The organism is Geotalea sp. SG265, from assembly GCF_022808985.1.
In the GTDB taxonomy this organism is placed as follows: domain Bacteria; phylum Desulfobacterota; class Desulfuromonadia; order Geobacterales; family Geobacteraceae; genus Geotalea.
Genome location: NZ_JAKZFT010000008.1, coordinates 151,050 through 166,648, shown reverse-complemented (window position 1 = coordinate 166,648; position 15,599 = coordinate 151,050). Strand labels below are relative to the sequence as shown.

The following is a 15,599-nucleotide window of genomic DNA, read 5'->3' as shown; positions in this document are numbered from 1 at the left end:
TCAAAGTGCCGTCAACGCTGAAATGATCCTTTGACAGCAGCTTCCTGCGTTTCGCCTGTTCAAGGACCTCCTCAAGAAACCTCGCAGCAACATCGTTTCAATGAGGCGCTCCTGGTTCGTGGTAAAGCTTGAATTATCCCAGACAGACTCATCAAGACCCAGCCCAAGGAACCAACGAAACAGAATACTGAAGTGAATTTGCTCCACAAGCTTGACGTTGCTGGGAATTGAGTACAACACCTGAAGCAACATCGCTTTCAGTAGCCGCTCAGGAGGAATAGAAGGACGACCGGTGTGGGAATACATCTGACTGAATACCGGCGACATGTTCTCCAGTGCCGTATCAACCATCTGTCTGGTTGGTCGTAGCGGATGATCCTTAGGAACAAATGATTCAGTGGATACATAAATAAACAGAGCATCAGATTGTTCTTCAAACCCGCGCATACTATTTCTCCAGTAATATCAAAGAATTATGCGTTGCATCATAGCATAAAACTGTATCTGGTAGGGCTCAAATAGTACTAGTTTTTCAAAGACCTGTTATAAGGAACTTACTCTAACTGGTCAATAAGTAGTTATGCAGAACTAAAATCCAACGTACAATCGAGAAAATTTAATCATGGAATTCATAAATTTCTTAAAAGACATGGCCATCCCCACACTAGTAAGTTCCGGATTGGCTATCATCATTTTAAAATTTCTCAGCAACAAACTGATAAATCAACTTATGCAAAAGGAGTTCGAGGAATACAAAACCCAATTGCAGGAGAAGACAACATTGCTGAAAACATCTTTGTCTATTTACGCAGAAGAACAAAATATTGCTAACCAAAGAATAGATAACCAAAAAGCAAATGCGATCCACCAGATATATTCAGGAGTTGTGCAAGTTGCGAGACCAATATCAAGAATAATTGCAGGGTCTCACTTTGTCTCCGACAATAAAGAAACACATATCAATTTCTATAATGACTGGGCAGAAAAAGGCCATAGTGCATCTTGTGAATTAGCATCTTTGCTGGTAAATCATGCAATATATTTTGATGAATCAACATACAAACAAATATCTGACTTCAGTTCTGTTTCTGCCTTTGCAATAGCTGATTTTTTAAAAATTTTGCGTCAAAGCATAGCAGAAGGCGTTTGCTCTGATGATTTGCTTGAGCAAATAGAGCATGGCCGACTAACCATCGAGAAAATACACGCTAATGAATTAAAAAATATGCAATACAAACTAACTAGTAAATTCCGTTCTCTTTTAGGGATAGAGAAAACAATTCATTGAGCAGGATCTCTACGACATTAGCAACAATTGCTTTTATGTAAACCCAGCCTCAACTTTACTAATAAAATATCTATCATAGAGACGGAAAATACTGCCTATTGTAGCGACACATAATAAAACGACTAGATATAATTTAATAAAACACCAAATTGATAGAAAATCGAACTGACTTCTGTTTGTATTACCTGTGTGCTCGTCTATCATGTCTCTCCCCTTAGATGGAGCGAGTCGAGAGCATAACAATCAGCGGCAGACAGTCTCCGCTGTCGCTACGCTGCTGCGCCTCACTACCGTTGGGAAGAAGGAAAAAATGAACAAACAAAAAATTCTAAAAAGCCTTGGCTACGTCGTTGGTGGAATTTGCCTGCTCGGACTCGGATTCATCTTGGGATACCGGGAAGGCGTTGTGGCAGGTGGATTCTCTGCAAGCATGGCAGAACTTCAACTATCACGCGACGGTATGTCCCTTCAGATGAATGAAGGATCGTGCGATACCGTAAAGAAGACGATTAAGGCACATTTTGTTTTAATGGACAAATACAAGGGCAAGAATGAACTGATAATGCCAAATCACACATACAACGCTGACAAATTTCTAGGTTACTTGAGACTGTTTTTGGTCGAACGGCATGAGGGTAATTCGATAGAGGCAGACAAGCAATTAAAGGCAGCAGCCAGTGCATGCAAACAAGCAGAGATGAAAGATTGTTCGGAGGCAAGCATTCTGCGAATGGCTGACAACATGAAAGTCCGCCAGCCTATGGCATGCCTGTCGTCACAAAAATGATTCCCAACCACTCGGCGGCACACAGTCTGCGCGATAAACCTGCGCCGCTGGTGCGCCTCGGCCCCGTTAGCTCGAATAAAGAAGGGAAAGAAGATGAATGAAGGAGAAGTCTATTTTGCGCTTTTTGCGGATGAGTTCGACCCTGACGAAGTGACAAAACTCATAGGAATCGAACCAACGGAAACCCGGCGCAAAGGTGATCCAATTCCAAGGAACACCTTTTGGGAGTATTCCACAGGAAAGATTGAAGATGAAGTAGTTGATGTTTACGAAATGTCTTCTTCTTTGATTGCCACATTAGCGCCTCATGTAGACAAAATCATCCAAGCAAAAGAAAGATTTGGGTTGCAAGCAATACTGGAGGTGGTTCTTACAGTGACCCCTGATGACACAAAATCGACTCCAGCAATCGGATTTGAATCTGAGGTGATTGCTTTCCTTCACAAGGTTGGCGCTACCATTGACATTGATACTTACAGAGGCGAGAGCTAACCAGGGCCTTGGACGCCGACCGGGGCTGAGAAGCGCCCCGGCGCGGGTCAAGGCCCGGCCCGTTATACCCCCAAGAAAATGGAGGCGAAAAATGCAATTGCCATCCGACCTCAAAATACTGAACGAAATATATGAACGGTACTATGAGGAGTTCAAAAAATTCAGCCGTGAAGAACCAACTAGAGAAAGCAAAGTTTACGTACCAATTGACATAAGAGCGGTGGCAGCAAATTTAAAAACCGATGAATACATTCTATTTGGTCGCCTGTACAACCACATGAACAAGAAATACGAAGGAAATGAAGAATCTCCGCTTTTCAGCATGAAGGTCGGAAAAGACACCCATGCTATTCATTTTCCACTTCTCGCCTCAGTTCTTGCCGGATTGAAAGAAGAAAGAAACCGAATAAACATTTCCATGTATTTCAGCATTGCGGCCTTGATCATTTCTCTTTTCACCCTTGGACTCAATGGTTTCAAAACATGGAATGAAACAGTGAACGCAAAGCAGCTACAGCCGCAGGACTGTGTGAGAAATCAATTATCGAAACCACAAGGGTCAACACAGAGATAACAAAAACAATTTCTGTCACCTGATAGAGGCCAAGGAGTCGGGAGGTCATAAAGGGGTCAGACCTACACAATTGACACTATGCCAATCTTTGGTGCAATACGCGATGGATCAGGGGAGAACCGCCTGGCACTACCGTTGAGAATTGAATACCCAGGGGCGTTTTACCATGTGACCGCCAGGGGGAACGAGCAAAAAGATATTTTCAAAAGCCTAAGGGACCGGGAAAAATTCCTATCTTACCTGGAATCTGCCGCTGCACGATACGGCGCAGTCATTCACGCGTATTGCCTGATGAACAACCACTATCATCTGTTGCTGGAAACGCCGCACGGAAACCTATCCCAGATAATGAAGCATATCAACAGCGCCTACACTACCTATTACATGTCAAACGGAAGCGGGCCGGACATTTGTTGCAAGGACGCTACAAAGCAATCATCGTGGACGCTGACGAATATGCCCTGGAATTATCACGATACATTCACCTGAACCCGGTCAGGGTTGGAAATGTTGATAATCCCAAAGACTACCGCTGGTCGAGTTGTGGCTGTTACACAGGTTATAAGGCGGTGCCGAGTTGGCTCAAAACAGATTTTATTCTTGGCTATTTCGGCAACAAAAAAGAAACCGCTCAAAAGAAGTACCGGCAGTTCGTGAATGATCTCATCGACCAGGAGTATTCCAGCCCACTGTTGGCAACTGTAGCATCAACAATACTGGGGAGAGAGGAATTCGTCTGTGAGATACAGAACTGCCATTTGAAAGACAAACATGCAGACCGGGAACTGCCTGGCCTGAGGAAACTCACCGACAGGCCGTTACCGGAAAACATCGTGAAAGCAGTGCACAAAGCTTACCCGGCAGATGAACGTCTGGCGAAAAAAATGGCCCTCTATCTATGTCATCGTCACAGCGGGGCGAAATTGAAAGAACTAGGAGATCTGTTCCAGTTGTCCGAATCCGGGGTCGCTCAGGCAAGCAAGCGCTTTAAACAGGATCTGGACGGCGATAAGCAGCTCAAGGGAAAGATACAGGAAGTAGCAAAAGGATTGAATCTGTCAAATGTGTAGGTCTGACCCCTTAATCTTTTGCTTAATCTTTTGATACTGATAAAATGATATGCCACGTCAGTAGAGATTAGCTGGCCCAGGAGTATTGCACACGTAACTGTACAGGCATGAGCAGGGCAGAGGTAGGTTCAGTTCTTAATATGAAGAGATCCGGGGTACCAGACGGCAAGAGTGGCAAGACAGTGAAGGAAGAGTAGGAGATGGGGAGAGGATAGTGGGGTGCTAGCAAACCAGCAAACAACGTCCCCTTTATTCCTTAAAATTCGAAAGAAGGCGAAAAATGAAAATTTAAGCGGCGAGCAATTCCTTAATAACCTCTGGCTTCTTAATGGCAATAGTGATGAGGGACTTTGCGGCACCGGATGGGGTTCGGCGGCCCTGTTCCCACTCCTGGAGAGTGCGGAGCGACACACCGAGCATTTTGGCAAACTCTCTCTGGGAAAGACCAATCTTTTGACGGGCTGCCGCTATAGGAGAAATTTCAAGGGAAGAGACACGCCCAACCTTGCCGGCCTTGATGTCCCGCACTGCTTGAAGCAGTTCTTCGCCAATATTTCTTTTTGCATCACGTGCAAGGAGTTCTTTTTCATCGAGTGGCATGTTCCATCTCCTCTTTAAGGGCTTTGAGAATGTGACCGGGAATGCTATCAACTGCGCTTTTGGCATAAATCAGTAGCAGCCAGATCTCACCGGCTTCTGTTCGGGCAAAATATAGGACTCTGACGCCACCACTTTTGCCGGTACCGCGACGGTTCCAGCGAACTTTGCGGACTCCGCCGGAACCGCGGACCACGTCACCTGCATCAGGAGAGGTAGCAAGAAATGCCTGAAAAACACGATATTCGTCGTCAGTCAGATAATCATGAACTTGTTTGGTGAAAAGTGGCGATTCGACAAATGTGACCATGAACTTAATATACGGCATTGACGTATAAAGTCAATTTAAAATTCAGGAAGAGTTCAATTATGCGCAACACTGGCCAAGCCGGTGTGGGCTATGAAGTTCGCGATCAGGACGGGCAGTCGAATTTTTTGCCATTCTTCCGTCGAGCGGATCGTACAGCTCGCCACCTCGCAGTCTTGTGGATGAGCGATGTCGTGCACGTCTGTTGTGCAAGGCCTTGAATGGGACGGGCGAAGATGAGCCTGCCGAACGAGCTCGCATACTCAAGGAACTTATTCCCAATGCAGGCGCAGACCTTTGGTTGCAGTGCCATTCTACTGCGACTATGGGTCGAACATCACACTTGCGACAGCGGTGATGGTGCCAGATTACGGCGTCTGGTCAACGGCGTACCGATAATTATACTTCACTCCTCTGTTTCGGGGTTTTTACACCGGATCTTTTTGATCAGCCTTACATTTGTGATTTCTGTACTAATCTGAGCCCGTACCTCCTGCGGGCTTTTTTATATTTTCCCCCCGAAAGATATTTCGCCGAAAGATTCTCCTTTTCTCCTTTTCCGAAATCCATTTCGCATATGTTCCTGTAAATTCAACAAGTTATGGCTGGCACATCCCTTGCCATAGGTATCATGTTGTCTCTTCAATCATGCTGGCCCACAGGAGGTCTCAATGCACGATATTGACAGGACATGGAACGAATTTGGTTCAGGCGAGATGGAGATGGGGGAAACAGGTTTTGAGTTCGGCCAGGAGATCGGCCAAAGTGGAGAAACGTCCAGTCCCTTTTCTGAAATGCAGGAAATGGAGCTGGCCGCGGAACTTCTCTCGGTCAACAATGAGTCGGAGCTTAACAACTTTCTCGGCTCCCTGATCAGGAAAGCGGGCAGTGCGGTGGGAAGTTTCATTTCCTCGCCTGCTGGCCAGGCTCTGGGGGGGATCCTGAAACAGGCGGCAAAAAAGGCGTTGCCGGTTGTCGGCAGTGCCATTGGCGGGTACTTCGGCGGGTCCACCGGTGCAAACATAGGCGGCAAGCTGGCTTCATCAGCCGGCAAGGCACTCGGCCTTGAATTGGAAGGGATGAGCCAGGAAGACCGGGAATTTGAAGTTGCCCGCCACTTTGTCAGGTTTGGGGGAGCGACCGTCAAGAAAGTTCTGCAGACATCGGCCTTCAGTCCGCAGGCCGTCAACCGGGCAGCAGTGGCAGCAGCGCAACAATATCTGCCTGGACTGATTGGAGGTGCCACTCCTGCACATAGCTGTGGCAGAGGTGGCAGGTGGTACCGCCGTGGCAATAAGGTAATTCTCGTGGGTCTGTAATCACCTTTAAGGGCATAAATCACCTTTGGGAAAAGGAGGCATCAATGTGGGAACAGGAATTCGGCACGGAAATGCAGGAGCAAGGGGAGAATTACGAGCTTTTTGGCGAGCTGCCGGAAATGAGTGGTGAGTACCAGGGAGAAATGCCCCTGAGCGAGATGCAGGAGATGGAGCTGGCCGCAGAGCTCCTGACACTAGGCAGTGATAGGGAACTGGAGCAGTTCCTCGGCAGCCTGATAAAAAAGGCGGCTGGGTTCGTCAAAGGCCCCATTGGTCAGGCGTTAGGAGGTGTGCTCAAGGGAATTGCCAAAAAGGCTTTACCCATCGTCGGCGGTGCCATCGGCAGTTTCGTCGCACCGGGGGTCGGAACCGCCATTGGTTCCTCGCTGGGATCGGCGGCAGGGAAGATGTTCGGCCTTGAGCTTGAAGGGATGAGCAACGAAGACAAGGAATTCGAAGTGGCCCGACGGTATGTACGGTTTGCTTCGGCGGCGGCGAGAAGAGCTGCGAGCGCACCACCACGGCTGTCACCCTATCAGATCGCCAAACAGGCGGTAAGCTATGCTGCCCGAAGATACGCTCCCGGTCTGGTGATGTACCAGAATCAACAGTCCGCAGAACCCTGGAACGGTTGGAATGATTCAGGGAGCTCCGATTTTCAGCAGCAGGATCAGGGCGAACGCAGGAGTGGCCGTTGGATCCGGCGCGGGCGAAATATCATCATATTTGGAGTATGAAAAGGCCATGAACGGAGCGGCATTGCAAATACTGAGGGGGGAGGCCCAGAGCCTGTTGACGCGGATCGATCGGATGGACCCCTTTGCCCTGCGGATGCCGATGGTTCTTGCCGCTGCCGTGCCGCTGCGGGCACAAGTCGCCATAGAACGCCATCTGACGGGAAGGCGACGTAACATGCGGGCCATGATGGACGGTTATCTCAAGTGGCTTGACAGTCCCGAGGGAAAATCGGCGTCACCTGCGGTCGCCCAGCGGCGCTTCTCGTTTCTGCGCTTGCGATTCATTGCCATACTTGCCCAGCTGGATATTTTTGCCATCGTCTTCAATCAACGGAGCGAACACGACACGGGAATCTGGCTCTCGGGGCTCGATGTCTTTGCCGCGGATGCTCTGAGCCTGCCTGGCGGGTACTATGAGGCACCACCCGTTATCTGTTTTCTGGAAAGAAGCCCGGGCGCGGCCATCCGCCGGGCACGGACCAGGCTTCCCGGAGGAGACGACAATCCGGTTGCCGTGATTCAGATCCCACGGGAACGGATGATCGGAGGTGGCATAGCGTCGTCACTGGTCCATGAAGTGGGGCATCAGGGCGCTGCTTTGCTGGATCTGGTGACGCCGCTCCGCCTTGAATTGCAGAAGAAGGCAAAGACGGCGGGTCAGGACCAGATTGCCTGGCGGTGCTGGGACCGGTGGACATCGGAAATAGTTGCCGACTTTTGGGCTGTAGCAAAGTTAGGCGTCACCGCCACAGCCGGTTTGATGACCGTCGTCGGGCTGCCCCGGCCGTTCGTTTTCCGGGTGGATTTCGAGGACCCCCACCCGGCACCCTGGATCAGGGTCATGCTGTCCAGCGCGTTCGGGCAGGTCCTGTATCCCCATCCCCAGTGGCAGCTGCTGGCAAGAACATGGGAGGCCTACTACCCGCGGCAGGGTCTAAAACCAGACCAGTTGCGGCTCTTTGCCATGCTGGAGAAGACCATGCCTGCATTTATGGCCGGTCTTATCAAATTTCGACCGAAAGCCCTGCGGGGCAAGACGCTGCGGGAGGTACTTGCTGTACCTGCCCTTCAGCCGGGGCGTCTGGCAAACCTGTACCAGTCATGGAAGCAGTCTCCCAAGGAGATGTTAGCTGCTTCGCCCACACTGGTTTTTGCATCCATGGGACAGGCGAAAATGGATGGTCTTCTCACGGCAGTGGAAGAGAGCCGGACCCTGGCGGAAATGCTCAGACACTGGGCTCTGAAGAGCACGCTGGATACTTCATCGGTATGTGCCGGAATTCCACCACCTGCCAGGGATGGTAAAGCGAGTTTCGGTCGAATGCCCCAGCATGAGTGGTTTAGCAATAAAAACCGGAGGATATTATGAAAAAAGACGAGATCGATGCTGATGTCAAGATAACTCGGAAACGATCCGACACCAGGGGCGCCCAACGGACCCTTGAAGAGGGAATAAAGATCACAGGTGATGCAGCTGATCTGTTGCGGAAGGCTGTGGCAGAACCGAAAGAGGTTACACTGACCCGTCCGGAGGAATTCCGCACCGACGATCAGGCGCTGTGGGTCACCATCCGTAACAGGACGACGGCAATCAGTTTCGAAAGGTACAGGAACTTCATCAATAACGTCTTTTGCGACAATCTGCCCAACGAGCAGAAGAAATTCTTCAAATCCCCAGGCGCCGACCCGCTTAAGGATCTCAAGAATTTCGATGCACGCCTCAGCATCAATTCCATTGATTCTTACAACGTGCTGCGGTTTGCCACCGAGATCTATCTCATCATGGAATGCGGTGTTGTCATTGATAAGGTCGGCGACCCGCTGTTCGATGAGGACGAGGAAAAAATCCGCTATATCAATTTTGAGGAGGCCGACGGTCTCAATGAAATTAAGGATCGCCTGCAACAGTACCTGGGTAATACCACCTACCTTCCCTACCTGGATCGCATTCTCAATGCGTTGATGGATAACTGGCAATCGGAGGAGAAGAAAAGTCCCTACTGCGGCGGCATACTGGATTTCAGGGCCACCTGCCCGAGCCTTCTCGAGCTGATCTGGTCGTACTGGCTCGAAGAGGGGATGCTTGTGCAGACCATGAACGCCATCGCCATGCGATTCCAGAACAAGCGAGGCTTTTCCGACCGGGACCCTCTTGCCGAACTGGAAATAGATCCACTCAGACCGCTGAACAACCTGCTCTGGGGATATATACAGAACGAGCACAACCGACTGACGGTGGCACGCAGGGCCTACGAATACGATCACCATTATGGATTGACCATTTACGGAAAGGCGGTGCCGAAGCTGCGCACTGCCGACAGCCGGTCAAAGTTCCTGGAGGCGTTCCACAACCTGCTCCACAGGACTTCGATCTTTTACAAGGAAGATGCAGATACCACCGTCATAGCCGACGCGTTTCCTCTGCTGAAGGCCATACGCGAGGTTCATCTCATTCTGGCCGAGGGGGCCCACAACCAGTTCGGCGATCTTCCCTGGACGGCGCGGGTGGAGATGCTGATCGAAAAGTGGCTGCTGGCCCGCACGGAGACCCAGCAGTTCCTGCGGGGAAGGATGATGGTCCCCTACAACGAGCCTTGGATGGGGCCGGTTGATTCCATGAAGAAGCTGCAGGGCTGGAATGATGTGACCATAACCCACTTCCACGACCTGGCCACATTTGGCGAGCAGATCCTCCTCTCGATCCGCTATGGCGACTGGGTCAACACCAACATTGAACAGCAGGCCAAAAACTGGGCCCGTTACTGGAAGCCGGAAATTCAGAGTTATATCCATGCCTATCGGGCGGTTACCGGTGTCGATCTGACTACCGAGCCGGTTGATGCCACACCACCGTGGGTGTACTTGAAGCGCCAGGAGGAGATGAAGTTCGCTGGGCGCTTTTAGGGTGACTCTGTGCTGAATTTTACTTCTTCCCAATATCTGGGGCTTCGGCACCCATCTTGTGCCCTGAAACAATGGAAAACGTTGACCTTGGGATCACCTGCGGCGCTTGCCGAACCGGAAAGCTTCAAAGCAGTGGCTGCGGCGCTTGCCCGGCTGCAGGGCTGCGAGGAGGGAATCCTGGGCTCCTCGACCCTCCATCTCTTCTGGGACCTGTTCGGCATCTTTGGCGGAAAAGGGGTCATGGTTTTCTGGGATGCGGGCATCTACCCGGTTGCCCGATGGGGGGTAGAGCGGGCGGCAGGGCGGGGCGCTATATCGCAGATGTTTGCCCACTACAGCCCCAAGGCTCTGCGCCGACTGCTCGACAGCTGTCAAAGGGGGACAAGGCCGATTATCCTCACCGATGGCTTCTGTCCTGCCTGCGGCCGAATTGCACCGGTGAATGATTATCTTTCCTGTGCCAGGGACTACGGCGGGTTACTGGTCATAGACGATACCCAGGCCCTTGGCATCTTTGGCCGATCACCGGGGCCTGCCGCTCCTTACGGGCGCGGCGGGGGGGGCGTACTGCGCTGGTCTGGCGTCAACGGGCCGGATGTTGTCGTCGTTGCCTCGCTCGCCAAGGGCTTCGGCGCGCCGCTGGCGGTATTGAGCGGCAGCAGCGCCATGATCGGACGATTCGAGGAGAGGAGCGAGACGCGGGTCCACTGCAGCCCTCCCTCCGTTGCCGCTGTGCACGCTGCCCAACGGGCGCTTGCCATAAACCGGCAGCGGGGGGATGCATTGCGCTTGCGGCTGGCTGACCTGGTAAAGAGGTTTCGTCAGGGAGCGGCAAGGTCCGGTTTTAATGCTACTGCGGGCCTTTTCCCCATGCAGACGCTGAGCGGGATGAGTGTGGCGGAGGGGACAATCCTGCATGAAAGGCTTACAGACAATGGGGTGAAAACAGTTTTGCAGCAGTCGCGCAACGGTCCGGGCGCAGCGCTGACCTTCATACTTACTGCACTTCATCAGCCATTGATGGTCGATCAGGCCTTGGCCGCATTGCGACGGGCAACCTGCTAAGGTCTAATAGCAGAAGGAGGGGGCAATGATTGGGAACGGCTATGGGTTTCCAGGTGAGCACAGCCACCAATGGGAGTGGCAGGGGGAAACATCCCTTTGGGAAAAGGAGCATCTGCCCGACCGGGAAGTGCTGCTCTCCTCTCCTTTTGAAGTGGCATTGGCTCCTCTGAAGAAGCGGGCCTACCCCGGGTGGGCGGACGGGCTGCCTGCCGGGCCCGGAATATATTTCATTTTCAGCAACGGCAGGCTGTGGTACGTGGGGAAAGCAGAAAACATACATGCCAGGTTCAAGAACAGGCTAAAAACGTTCCATGACTTCAAAATAAAACCGGAGGTCTTCTCCAGCTGGCTGCGTCCCATCGAAGTGGCCTGGTACGAGATCAAACGCATTAAGGTACCGCCTAGGGCATCGATCAAGGTACGGACGCGGGGACCGAATGAGCCGTGGCGGCCAATACCGGCATCGCAGGGGCTGCTGCGTGCCCTGGAGCTGCATTTCATCAAGAAAAACAGGGAGCCGGAAGGCAACAAGGCGAGAGAGTGTCTCAGGACCGAGGGATCCGGTTCAATCAAGATCATCTATGGCAACGGCAGCGTTGAAACCGTCAGCGGACCGATCTTCTGCGGATAAGGTGACGGGAACGGAGCGGTAAAACCTTCTCTGTGCGAAAATCACCATCCTCATCTGTGAACGAGCTGGGCAGACCGCCGGGGGGAAGCTTCATGATCATCGATTGCCATTGCCACGCAGGTAAAGGAGATGGACTCACCGGACCTTATGACACAGCCGCTCCTTTGGATAGGTATCTGAGACGGGCAAGCAACGCCGGAGTTTCCAAAACCATCCTGTTCTCTGTCTTTCACTCCGATTATCGGGTTGCCAATCGCGGCGTCGCCGACATCGTTTCGCGTGCTCCCGGTCGTTTCGCCGGCTTCGCCTGCATACATCCCGTTAATGACCGCGGCCGCGTCGGCATCCTCTTGCAGGAGGCAGTGGAACAGTGCGGCTTTCGCGGCATCAAGGTGCACCGCCATGACGGACGGATCAGCCGCGAGATCTGCGAAGGGGCACGGCATTATCATATTCCGATTCTGTACGATCTGATGGGGGAGGTCTCAGTGGTGGAGCTCCTGGCGCGGGAGTATCCCGACGTGAATTTCATCATTCCCCATCTCGGGAGCTTTGCCGACCAATGGCAGGCCCAGCTGGCATTGATCGACCATTTGGCGCGACATCCCAATATTTATGCCGATACCTCCGGAGTACGCCGATTCGACCTGCTCCAGGAGGCGGTCAGACGGGGTGGAGCGGAAAAGATACTGTTCGGCAGCGATGGACCATGGCTGCATCCTGGCCTTGAACTGGCCAAGGTGCGCCTCCTGGGGCTGCCACCGGAAAAGGAACGGCTCATCCTGGCGGGGAATCTTTGCCGCCTCATCTCCCATCATTGATAGATTGGCACGGCCGGCAAGGTTGTATCCTGCCCTGCCTGCAACAGCCCATTGTGCCGTGCCGCCCGCCGCAGCTGCAATGCCCTGTCGGTCACTCCCAGCCTTTTCGCTGCGCGCTGCAGGTTTCCTTCCTCTGCGGTTACTGCTATGTTGACGGCCGTGTCTTCGGCGACCCGACCGATCTCTTTCAGGCCGACTCCGAAGAGCAGAGCATGGTGAATGGCCCGCTCGAATGACGCATCGCACCAGCCAGAGGTGACAGGGTCGAGGGGAGGACGCTCATCTTCCGGTATATGGCCGATGGTGATGGCTCCTTTGCCCACATGCCGGTACATGATCCGGTTTACGAGGAGCTTGAGGTCCCGAACATTTCCCGGGTATTGGCGTCCTACCAGGTACTCTTCAACTCCACTGTCCAGTCGTGGCGGCTGCACACTCCGGTCGAAAAGGGCAATGAAGTGCCTGGCCAGGGGAAGGATGTCTTCCATACGTTCTCGCAGTGGAGGCAGCCGACATTCCCAGCCGGCAATGCGGTAGTAGAGGTCGTGGCGGAAACGGCCTTTTTTAACCTCCTCCAGAAGATCACGGTTGGTGGCGCAGACCAGGCGAAACCGGGTTTTTTGCCAGCTGTTTCCTCCGATCCTTTTGTAACACCGCTCCTGCACCACCCGCAGAAGTTGCGCCTGGAGTTCCAGGGGGAGCTCACCGATCTCATCCAAAAACAGTGTACCCCCATCGGCAAGGGCGAAGGCTCCGTCACGGGCAGTTGCTGCGCCGGTAAAAGCACCCCTCTCGTGTCCGAAGAACTCGCTGCCGCAAAGCCCTTCTACGATGGTTGTGGCGTCAACCACAATCAGGTCCCGTTTCCGCTCACGCCCATCCAGGGTATGCACCAGCCGGGCAACCAACTCCTTTCCTGTTCCCGACTCGCCGGTCACCAGTACCGATGCGTCGGTAAACCGTGCCACCTCGATGACTTGCCGCAGAATGTTCTTCCAGATGTGGCTTTTACCCACCAGGTTATCGGTAATCAGCGACGATTCCAGGAGGTCATCCACCTCCTGCCATCTGGCAAATCGGTCAGCCACTTCTTCAATGCCGGTACCTTGATCATCCCAGGTCAGCACATCCGAGGCCCCCGCCTCAAGGAGCTGCCAGCTGTTCTGTGGCTGGACTGCAGATATGGCAATGACTCTTTCACGCCCCCGGTGGCTTGTCATGCGAATAAAATCGCAGATGTCACCGTACTTTCCGTCGAAAAAGATGATGCCGGCACCCTCGGCGACATCTTCAAAGGGGACCGTTGCAACACCAGCGGCAGCGAACCGGGTGACGATCTGCTCCTGCTGCCTGCGGTCAAATTCCCCCCTGAAATGCAGCCACACTTTTGCCATAGGGTCACACTCCGAACTGCGGCACTATTCAATTTTAAGCTACCCCTCCCACACACGCCGCAGCTTGTCGGCGCTGAAGCGTAGCAAATCACGGTCCGGGGAAAAGACCTCCAGGGTGATCGTCCCGTCATAGCCGGCTGCCTTCAGGCTCCCGATGCAGCTTTCCAGGTCCAGGGTACCTGCTCCCAAAGGCAGATGCAGATCGTCGTCTCCACGGTTGTCGTGGAGGTGCACGTGCCGGACCCGGTGACCGTAGCGCTCCATGATGGCGGCCGTGGTGTTCTGATGCACCCGCAGGTTCGTATGGCCGATGTCCAGATGCAGGCCCAGTTCGGGAACGGGGTCCAGGAAACGCCCCAACTGCTGCACATTGTTAATGTCTCTCGGCAGGTTCTCGATCATCAGCTCCATATCCAGGCGGCGGGCCAGGGGGAGCAGCTCACGGATGCTCTTCAGGTTCTGCTCCACGGAGAAGCTCGCGTCGTGCATGGGGGCCTTGAAATCGGGATGGATGTTCATACAGCACGCCCCCAGGCGGGCCAGTGTCTGAAGGGTGCTGGCAAAGGCCTCCACCGCACCTTCGCGGACCTCTTCAAAGGGATGCCCCAGGGGTAGATAATATGCGGTATGACCGATGACCCCCAGCCCTGTTTCCTTCAGGAGTTCCTGGACGGAACCCACGTCGATCTGCCAGTGGCCGGCGGCAGGGGGCTCCAGGGTAAGGTCGATGAAATCGAGCCCCATCTCTGCCATCCACAATATTTCATCCTCGACCCGGTGTCTCGGGTGATTCATGGCGCCGATCCGCATTAGCGCACCTCCGCTGTAAACCAGTCATCAGCCTTGAAAAGGGTCGTCCGTCCCCTCGCAATCAACGGTCCGTCGTGCTCAGGCGGCCTCTGCTCCATGCCGAGCCTCGCCCAGATGAAGCGGGGCAGAGCGGCCGCCCGGCCGGGGCACATCCAGCAGAAGAGGCTCATCAGCGAGGTCAGCACCGGCATGTCTTCACCGACCCTGGCAAACAGTCGCTCCCAGTCCATCTCCGGCCCCTGGGCAAAGATGATGTTGAGGATATCGGGCCAGTCGGCCCGCTCCCGGCGCAGGATATAGAGTTTCGACCAAGCCAGCTCTTCCGGCGGGATCAGCCGCAGTTTGACCCCGCGTACCGTCAACTCCCAGCCCCGCGATGTCCAGACTTCATCCACCGCCCCCCGTCCGTTAAGCATCTTCCAGAGGAGGTCAACCACGAACCCACGCCGGGTGCCACGGTAGCTCCAGGTGGGATCGTAATCAACTGCGTTGTACTCGGCGAAGCCCTGGTCCGCCATGAGTTTGATCAGTTTTTTTTGATCGGGCTCCACCACGTACAGATCCATGTCCTTAGTGTTCCGCACGTATCCCGAATAGGCGGAGAGGGCAAGCCCGCCGCCGATGGCGAGCCTCAGGCCAAATCTTTCTGCCGCCTCAAGGAGCTGGCCGTAGACCGCCAACTGGTCATGGGCTAGCATGGCTGCAAGGATCGCCTCCCCGCTGGTTTTGGGGAAAACCATGGCTTTCTCCGTTCGGCGGAAAATGAGTCTTGCTTAATAGTAACACAGGGGATGGCTGCGGGA

General features: G+C 53.4%; 19 protein-coding genes and 1 pseudogene. 14 read left to right on the top strand and 6 right to left on the bottom strand.

Annotated elements, in window-relative coordinates; translation table 11 throughout:
* A pseudogene (locus ML541_RS11790) lies at positions 1-447 on the bottom strand (transposase); the annotation flags it as partial.
* A 175-nt stretch (positions 448-622) separates the two neighbouring features.
* Here ML541_RS11790 and ML541_RS11785 point away from each other — a divergent pair.
* From ML541_RS11785 to ML541_RS11760, 6 genes are all read left to right on the top strand, one after another.
* Positions 623-1,288: a hypothetical protein gene (locus ML541_RS11785; protein ID WP_243373126.1), complete on the top strand. Its 666-nt coding sequence runs from the start codon at positions 623-625 to the stop codon at positions 1,286-1,288.
* A 310-nt stretch (positions 1,289-1,598) separates the two neighbouring features.
* Positions 1,599-2,075, top strand: a complete 477-nt coding sequence (locus ML541_RS11780) for a hypothetical protein (protein WP_243373125.1) — start codon at positions 1,599-1,601, stop codon at positions 2,073-2,075.
* Positions 2,076-2,168: 93 nt separating this feature from the next.
* Positions 2,169-2,567: a DUF4279 domain-containing protein gene (locus tag ML541_RS11775; protein ID WP_243373123.1), complete on the top strand. Its 399-nt coding sequence runs from the start codon at positions 2,169-2,171 to the stop codon at positions 2,565-2,567.
* A 91-nt stretch (positions 2,568-2,658) separates the two neighbouring features.
* On the top strand, positions 2,659-3,141 hold the full coding sequence (locus ML541_RS11770) for a hypothetical protein (protein ID WP_243373122.1): 483 nt from the start codon (positions 2,659-2,661) through the stop codon (positions 3,139-3,141).
* Positions 3,142-3,219: 78 nt separating this feature from the next.
* Positions 3,220-3,630 (top strand): transposase, encoded by a 411-nt coding sequence (locus ML541_RS11765; RefSeq protein ID WP_243373120.1) that lies wholly within the window; start codon positions 3,220-3,222, stop codon positions 3,628-3,630.
* Positions 3,555-4,211 (top strand): hypothetical protein, encoded by a 657-nt coding sequence (locus ML541_RS11760; protein ID WP_243373130.1) that lies wholly within the window; start codon positions 3,555-3,557, stop codon positions 4,209-4,211. The genes ML541_RS11765 and ML541_RS11760 overlap by 76 nt, the downstream gene beginning before the upstream one ends.
* 288 nt (positions 4,212-4,499) lie before the next feature.
* Here the strand turns inward: ML541_RS11760 and ML541_RS11755 are convergent, their stop codons facing one another.
* Together ML541_RS11755 and ML541_RS11750 are read right to left on the bottom strand one after the other, a co-directional pair.
* A complete protein-coding gene (locus ML541_RS11755) occupies positions 4,500-4,811 on the bottom strand; it encodes a helix-turn-helix domain-containing protein (protein ID WP_243373118.1) in 312 nt (103 codons plus the stop codon).
* Entirely contained in the window at positions 4,798-5,136 is a 339-nt protein-coding gene (locus ML541_RS11750; protein WP_243373117.1) for a type II toxin-antitoxin system RelE/ParE family toxin, read from the bottom strand. Before ML541_RS11750 ends, ML541_RS11755 begins: the two co-directional genes overlap by 14 nt.
* A 157-nt stretch (positions 5,137-5,293) precedes the next feature.
* On the opposite strand from ML541_RS11750, the gene ML541_RS18980 reads away from it, so the two are divergent.
* From ML541_RS18980 to ML541_RS11715, 8 genes are all read left to right on the top strand, one after another.
* Positions 5,294-5,473, top strand: coding sequence for a maltose acetyltransferase domain-containing protein (locus tag ML541_RS18980; RefSeq protein ID WP_347710804.1), 180 nt, complete (start codon positions 5,294-5,296; stop codon positions 5,471-5,473).
* Between the two features lie 313 nt (positions 5,474-5,786).
* Positions 5,787-6,434: a hypothetical protein gene (locus tag ML541_RS11745; RefSeq protein WP_243373116.1), complete on the top strand. Its 648-nt coding sequence runs from the start codon at positions 5,787-5,789 to the stop codon at positions 6,432-6,434.
* A gap of 44 nt (positions 6,435-6,478) precedes the next feature.
* Complete coding sequence (locus tag ML541_RS11740; RefSeq protein WP_243373115.1) at positions 6,479-7,171, top strand: hypothetical protein; 693 nt, start codon at positions 6,479-6,481, stop codon at positions 7,169-7,171.
* Positions 7,172-7,193: 22 nt separating this feature from the next.
* Positions 7,194-8,540 carry a hypothetical protein gene (locus ML541_RS11735; protein ID WP_243373114.1) on the top strand — a complete coding sequence of 449 codons (1,347 nt, stop codon included), beginning with the start codon at positions 7,194-7,196 and terminating at the stop codon, positions 8,538-8,540.
* Positions 8,537-10,075, top strand: a complete 1,539-nt coding sequence (locus ML541_RS11730; RefSeq protein ID WP_243373113.1) for a hypothetical protein — start codon at positions 8,537-8,539, stop codon at positions 10,073-10,075. Before ML541_RS11735 ends, ML541_RS11730 begins: the two co-directional genes overlap by 4 nt.
* 87 nt (positions 10,076-10,162) lie before the next feature.
* Positions 10,163-11,140 carry an aminotransferase class I/II-fold pyridoxal phosphate-dependent enzyme gene (locus tag ML541_RS11725; RefSeq protein WP_243373112.1) on the top strand — a complete coding sequence of 326 codons (978 nt, stop codon included), beginning with the start codon at positions 10,163-10,165 and terminating at the stop codon, positions 11,138-11,140.
* A 25-nt stretch (positions 11,141-11,165) separates the two neighbouring features.
* Positions 11,166-11,771, top strand: a complete 606-nt coding sequence (locus ML541_RS11720; RefSeq protein WP_243373111.1) for a GIY-YIG nuclease family protein — start codon at positions 11,166-11,168, stop codon at positions 11,769-11,771.
* A gap of 92 nt (positions 11,772-11,863) precedes the next feature.
* On the top strand, positions 11,864-12,592 hold the full coding sequence (locus ML541_RS11715) for an amidohydrolase family protein (RefSeq protein ID WP_243373110.1): 729 nt from the start codon (positions 11,864-11,866) through the stop codon (positions 12,590-12,592).
* On the opposite strand, the gene ML541_RS11710 is transcribed toward ML541_RS11715, so the two are convergent.
* Genes ML541_RS11710 through ML541_RS11700 form a run of 3 tightly spaced genes read right to left on the bottom strand, consistent with a single transcriptional unit; the run spans position 12,586 to position 15,536 of the window.
* Positions 12,586-13,986 (bottom strand): sigma 54-interacting transcriptional regulator, encoded by a 1,401-nt coding sequence (locus tag ML541_RS11710; protein WP_243373109.1) that lies wholly within the window; start codon positions 13,984-13,986, stop codon positions 12,586-12,588. The genes ML541_RS11715 and ML541_RS11710 overlap by 7 nt on opposite strands.
* Before the next feature lie 39 nt (positions 13,987-14,025).
* Positions 14,026-14,796 carry a sugar phosphate isomerase/epimerase family protein gene (locus ML541_RS11705; RefSeq protein WP_243373107.1) on the bottom strand — a complete coding sequence of 257 codons (771 nt, stop codon included), beginning with the start codon at positions 14,794-14,796 and terminating at the stop codon, positions 14,026-14,028.
* Complete coding sequence (locus ML541_RS11700; protein ID WP_243373105.1) at positions 14,796-15,536, bottom strand: nucleotidyltransferase family protein; 741 nt, start codon at positions 15,534-15,536, stop codon at positions 14,796-14,798. The genes ML541_RS11705 and ML541_RS11700 overlap by 1 nt, the downstream gene beginning before the upstream one ends.
* Positions 15,537-15,599 lie beyond the last annotated feature (63 nt).

Coding starts and splice junctions, on each gene's coding strand:
- ML541_RS11785 (WP_243373126.1), top strand. CDS start 623: ATGGAATTCATAAATTTCTTAAAAGACATGGCCATCCCCACACTAGTA.
- ML541_RS11780 (WP_243373125.1), top strand. CDS start 1,599: ATGAACAAACAAAAAATTCTAAAAAGCCTTGGCTACGTCGTTGGTGGA.
- ML541_RS11775 (WP_243373123.1), top strand. CDS start 2,169: ATGAATGAAGGAGAAGTCTATTTTGCGCTTTTTGCGGATGAGTTCGAC.
- ML541_RS11770 (WP_243373122.1), top strand. CDS start 2,659: ATGCAATTGCCATCCGACCTCAAAATACTGAACGAAATATATGAACGG.
- ML541_RS11765 (WP_243373120.1), top strand. CDS start 3,220: ATGCCAATCTTTGGTGCAATACGCGATGGATCAGGGGAGAACCGCCTG.
- ML541_RS11755 (WP_243373118.1), bottom strand. CDS start 4,811: ATGCCACTCGATGAAAAAGAACTCCTTGCACGTGATGCAAAAAGAAAT.
- ML541_RS11750 (WP_243373117.1), bottom strand. CDS start 5,136: ATGCCGTATATTAAGTTCATGGTCACATTTGTCGAATCGCCACTTTTC.
- ML541_RS11745 (WP_243373116.1), top strand. CDS start 5,787: ATGCACGATATTGACAGGACATGGAACGAATTTGGTTCAGGCGAGATG.
- ML541_RS11740 (WP_243373115.1), top strand. CDS start 6,479: ATGTGGGAACAGGAATTCGGCACGGAAATGCAGGAGCAAGGGGAGAAT.
- ML541_RS11730 (WP_243373113.1), top strand. CDS start 8,537: ATGAAAAAAGACGAGATCGATGCTGATGTCAAGATAACTCGGAAACGA.
- ML541_RS11720 (WP_243373111.1), top strand. CDS start 11,166: ATGATTGGGAACGGCTATGGGTTTCCAGGTGAGCACAGCCACCAATGG.
- ML541_RS11715 (WP_243373110.1), top strand. CDS start 11,864: ATGATCATCGATTGCCATTGCCACGCAGGTAAAGGAGATGGACTCACC.
- ML541_RS11710 (WP_243373109.1), bottom strand. CDS start 13,986: ATGGCAAAAGTGTGGCTGCATTTCAGGGGGGAATTTGACCGCAGGCAG.
- ML541_RS11705 (WP_243373107.1), bottom strand. CDS start 14,796: ATGCGGATCGGCGCCATGAATCACCCGAGACACCGGGTCGAGGATGAA.
- ML541_RS11700 (WP_243373105.1), bottom strand. CDS start 15,536: ATGGTTTTCCCCAAAACCAGCGGGGAGGCGATCCTTGCAGCCATGCTA.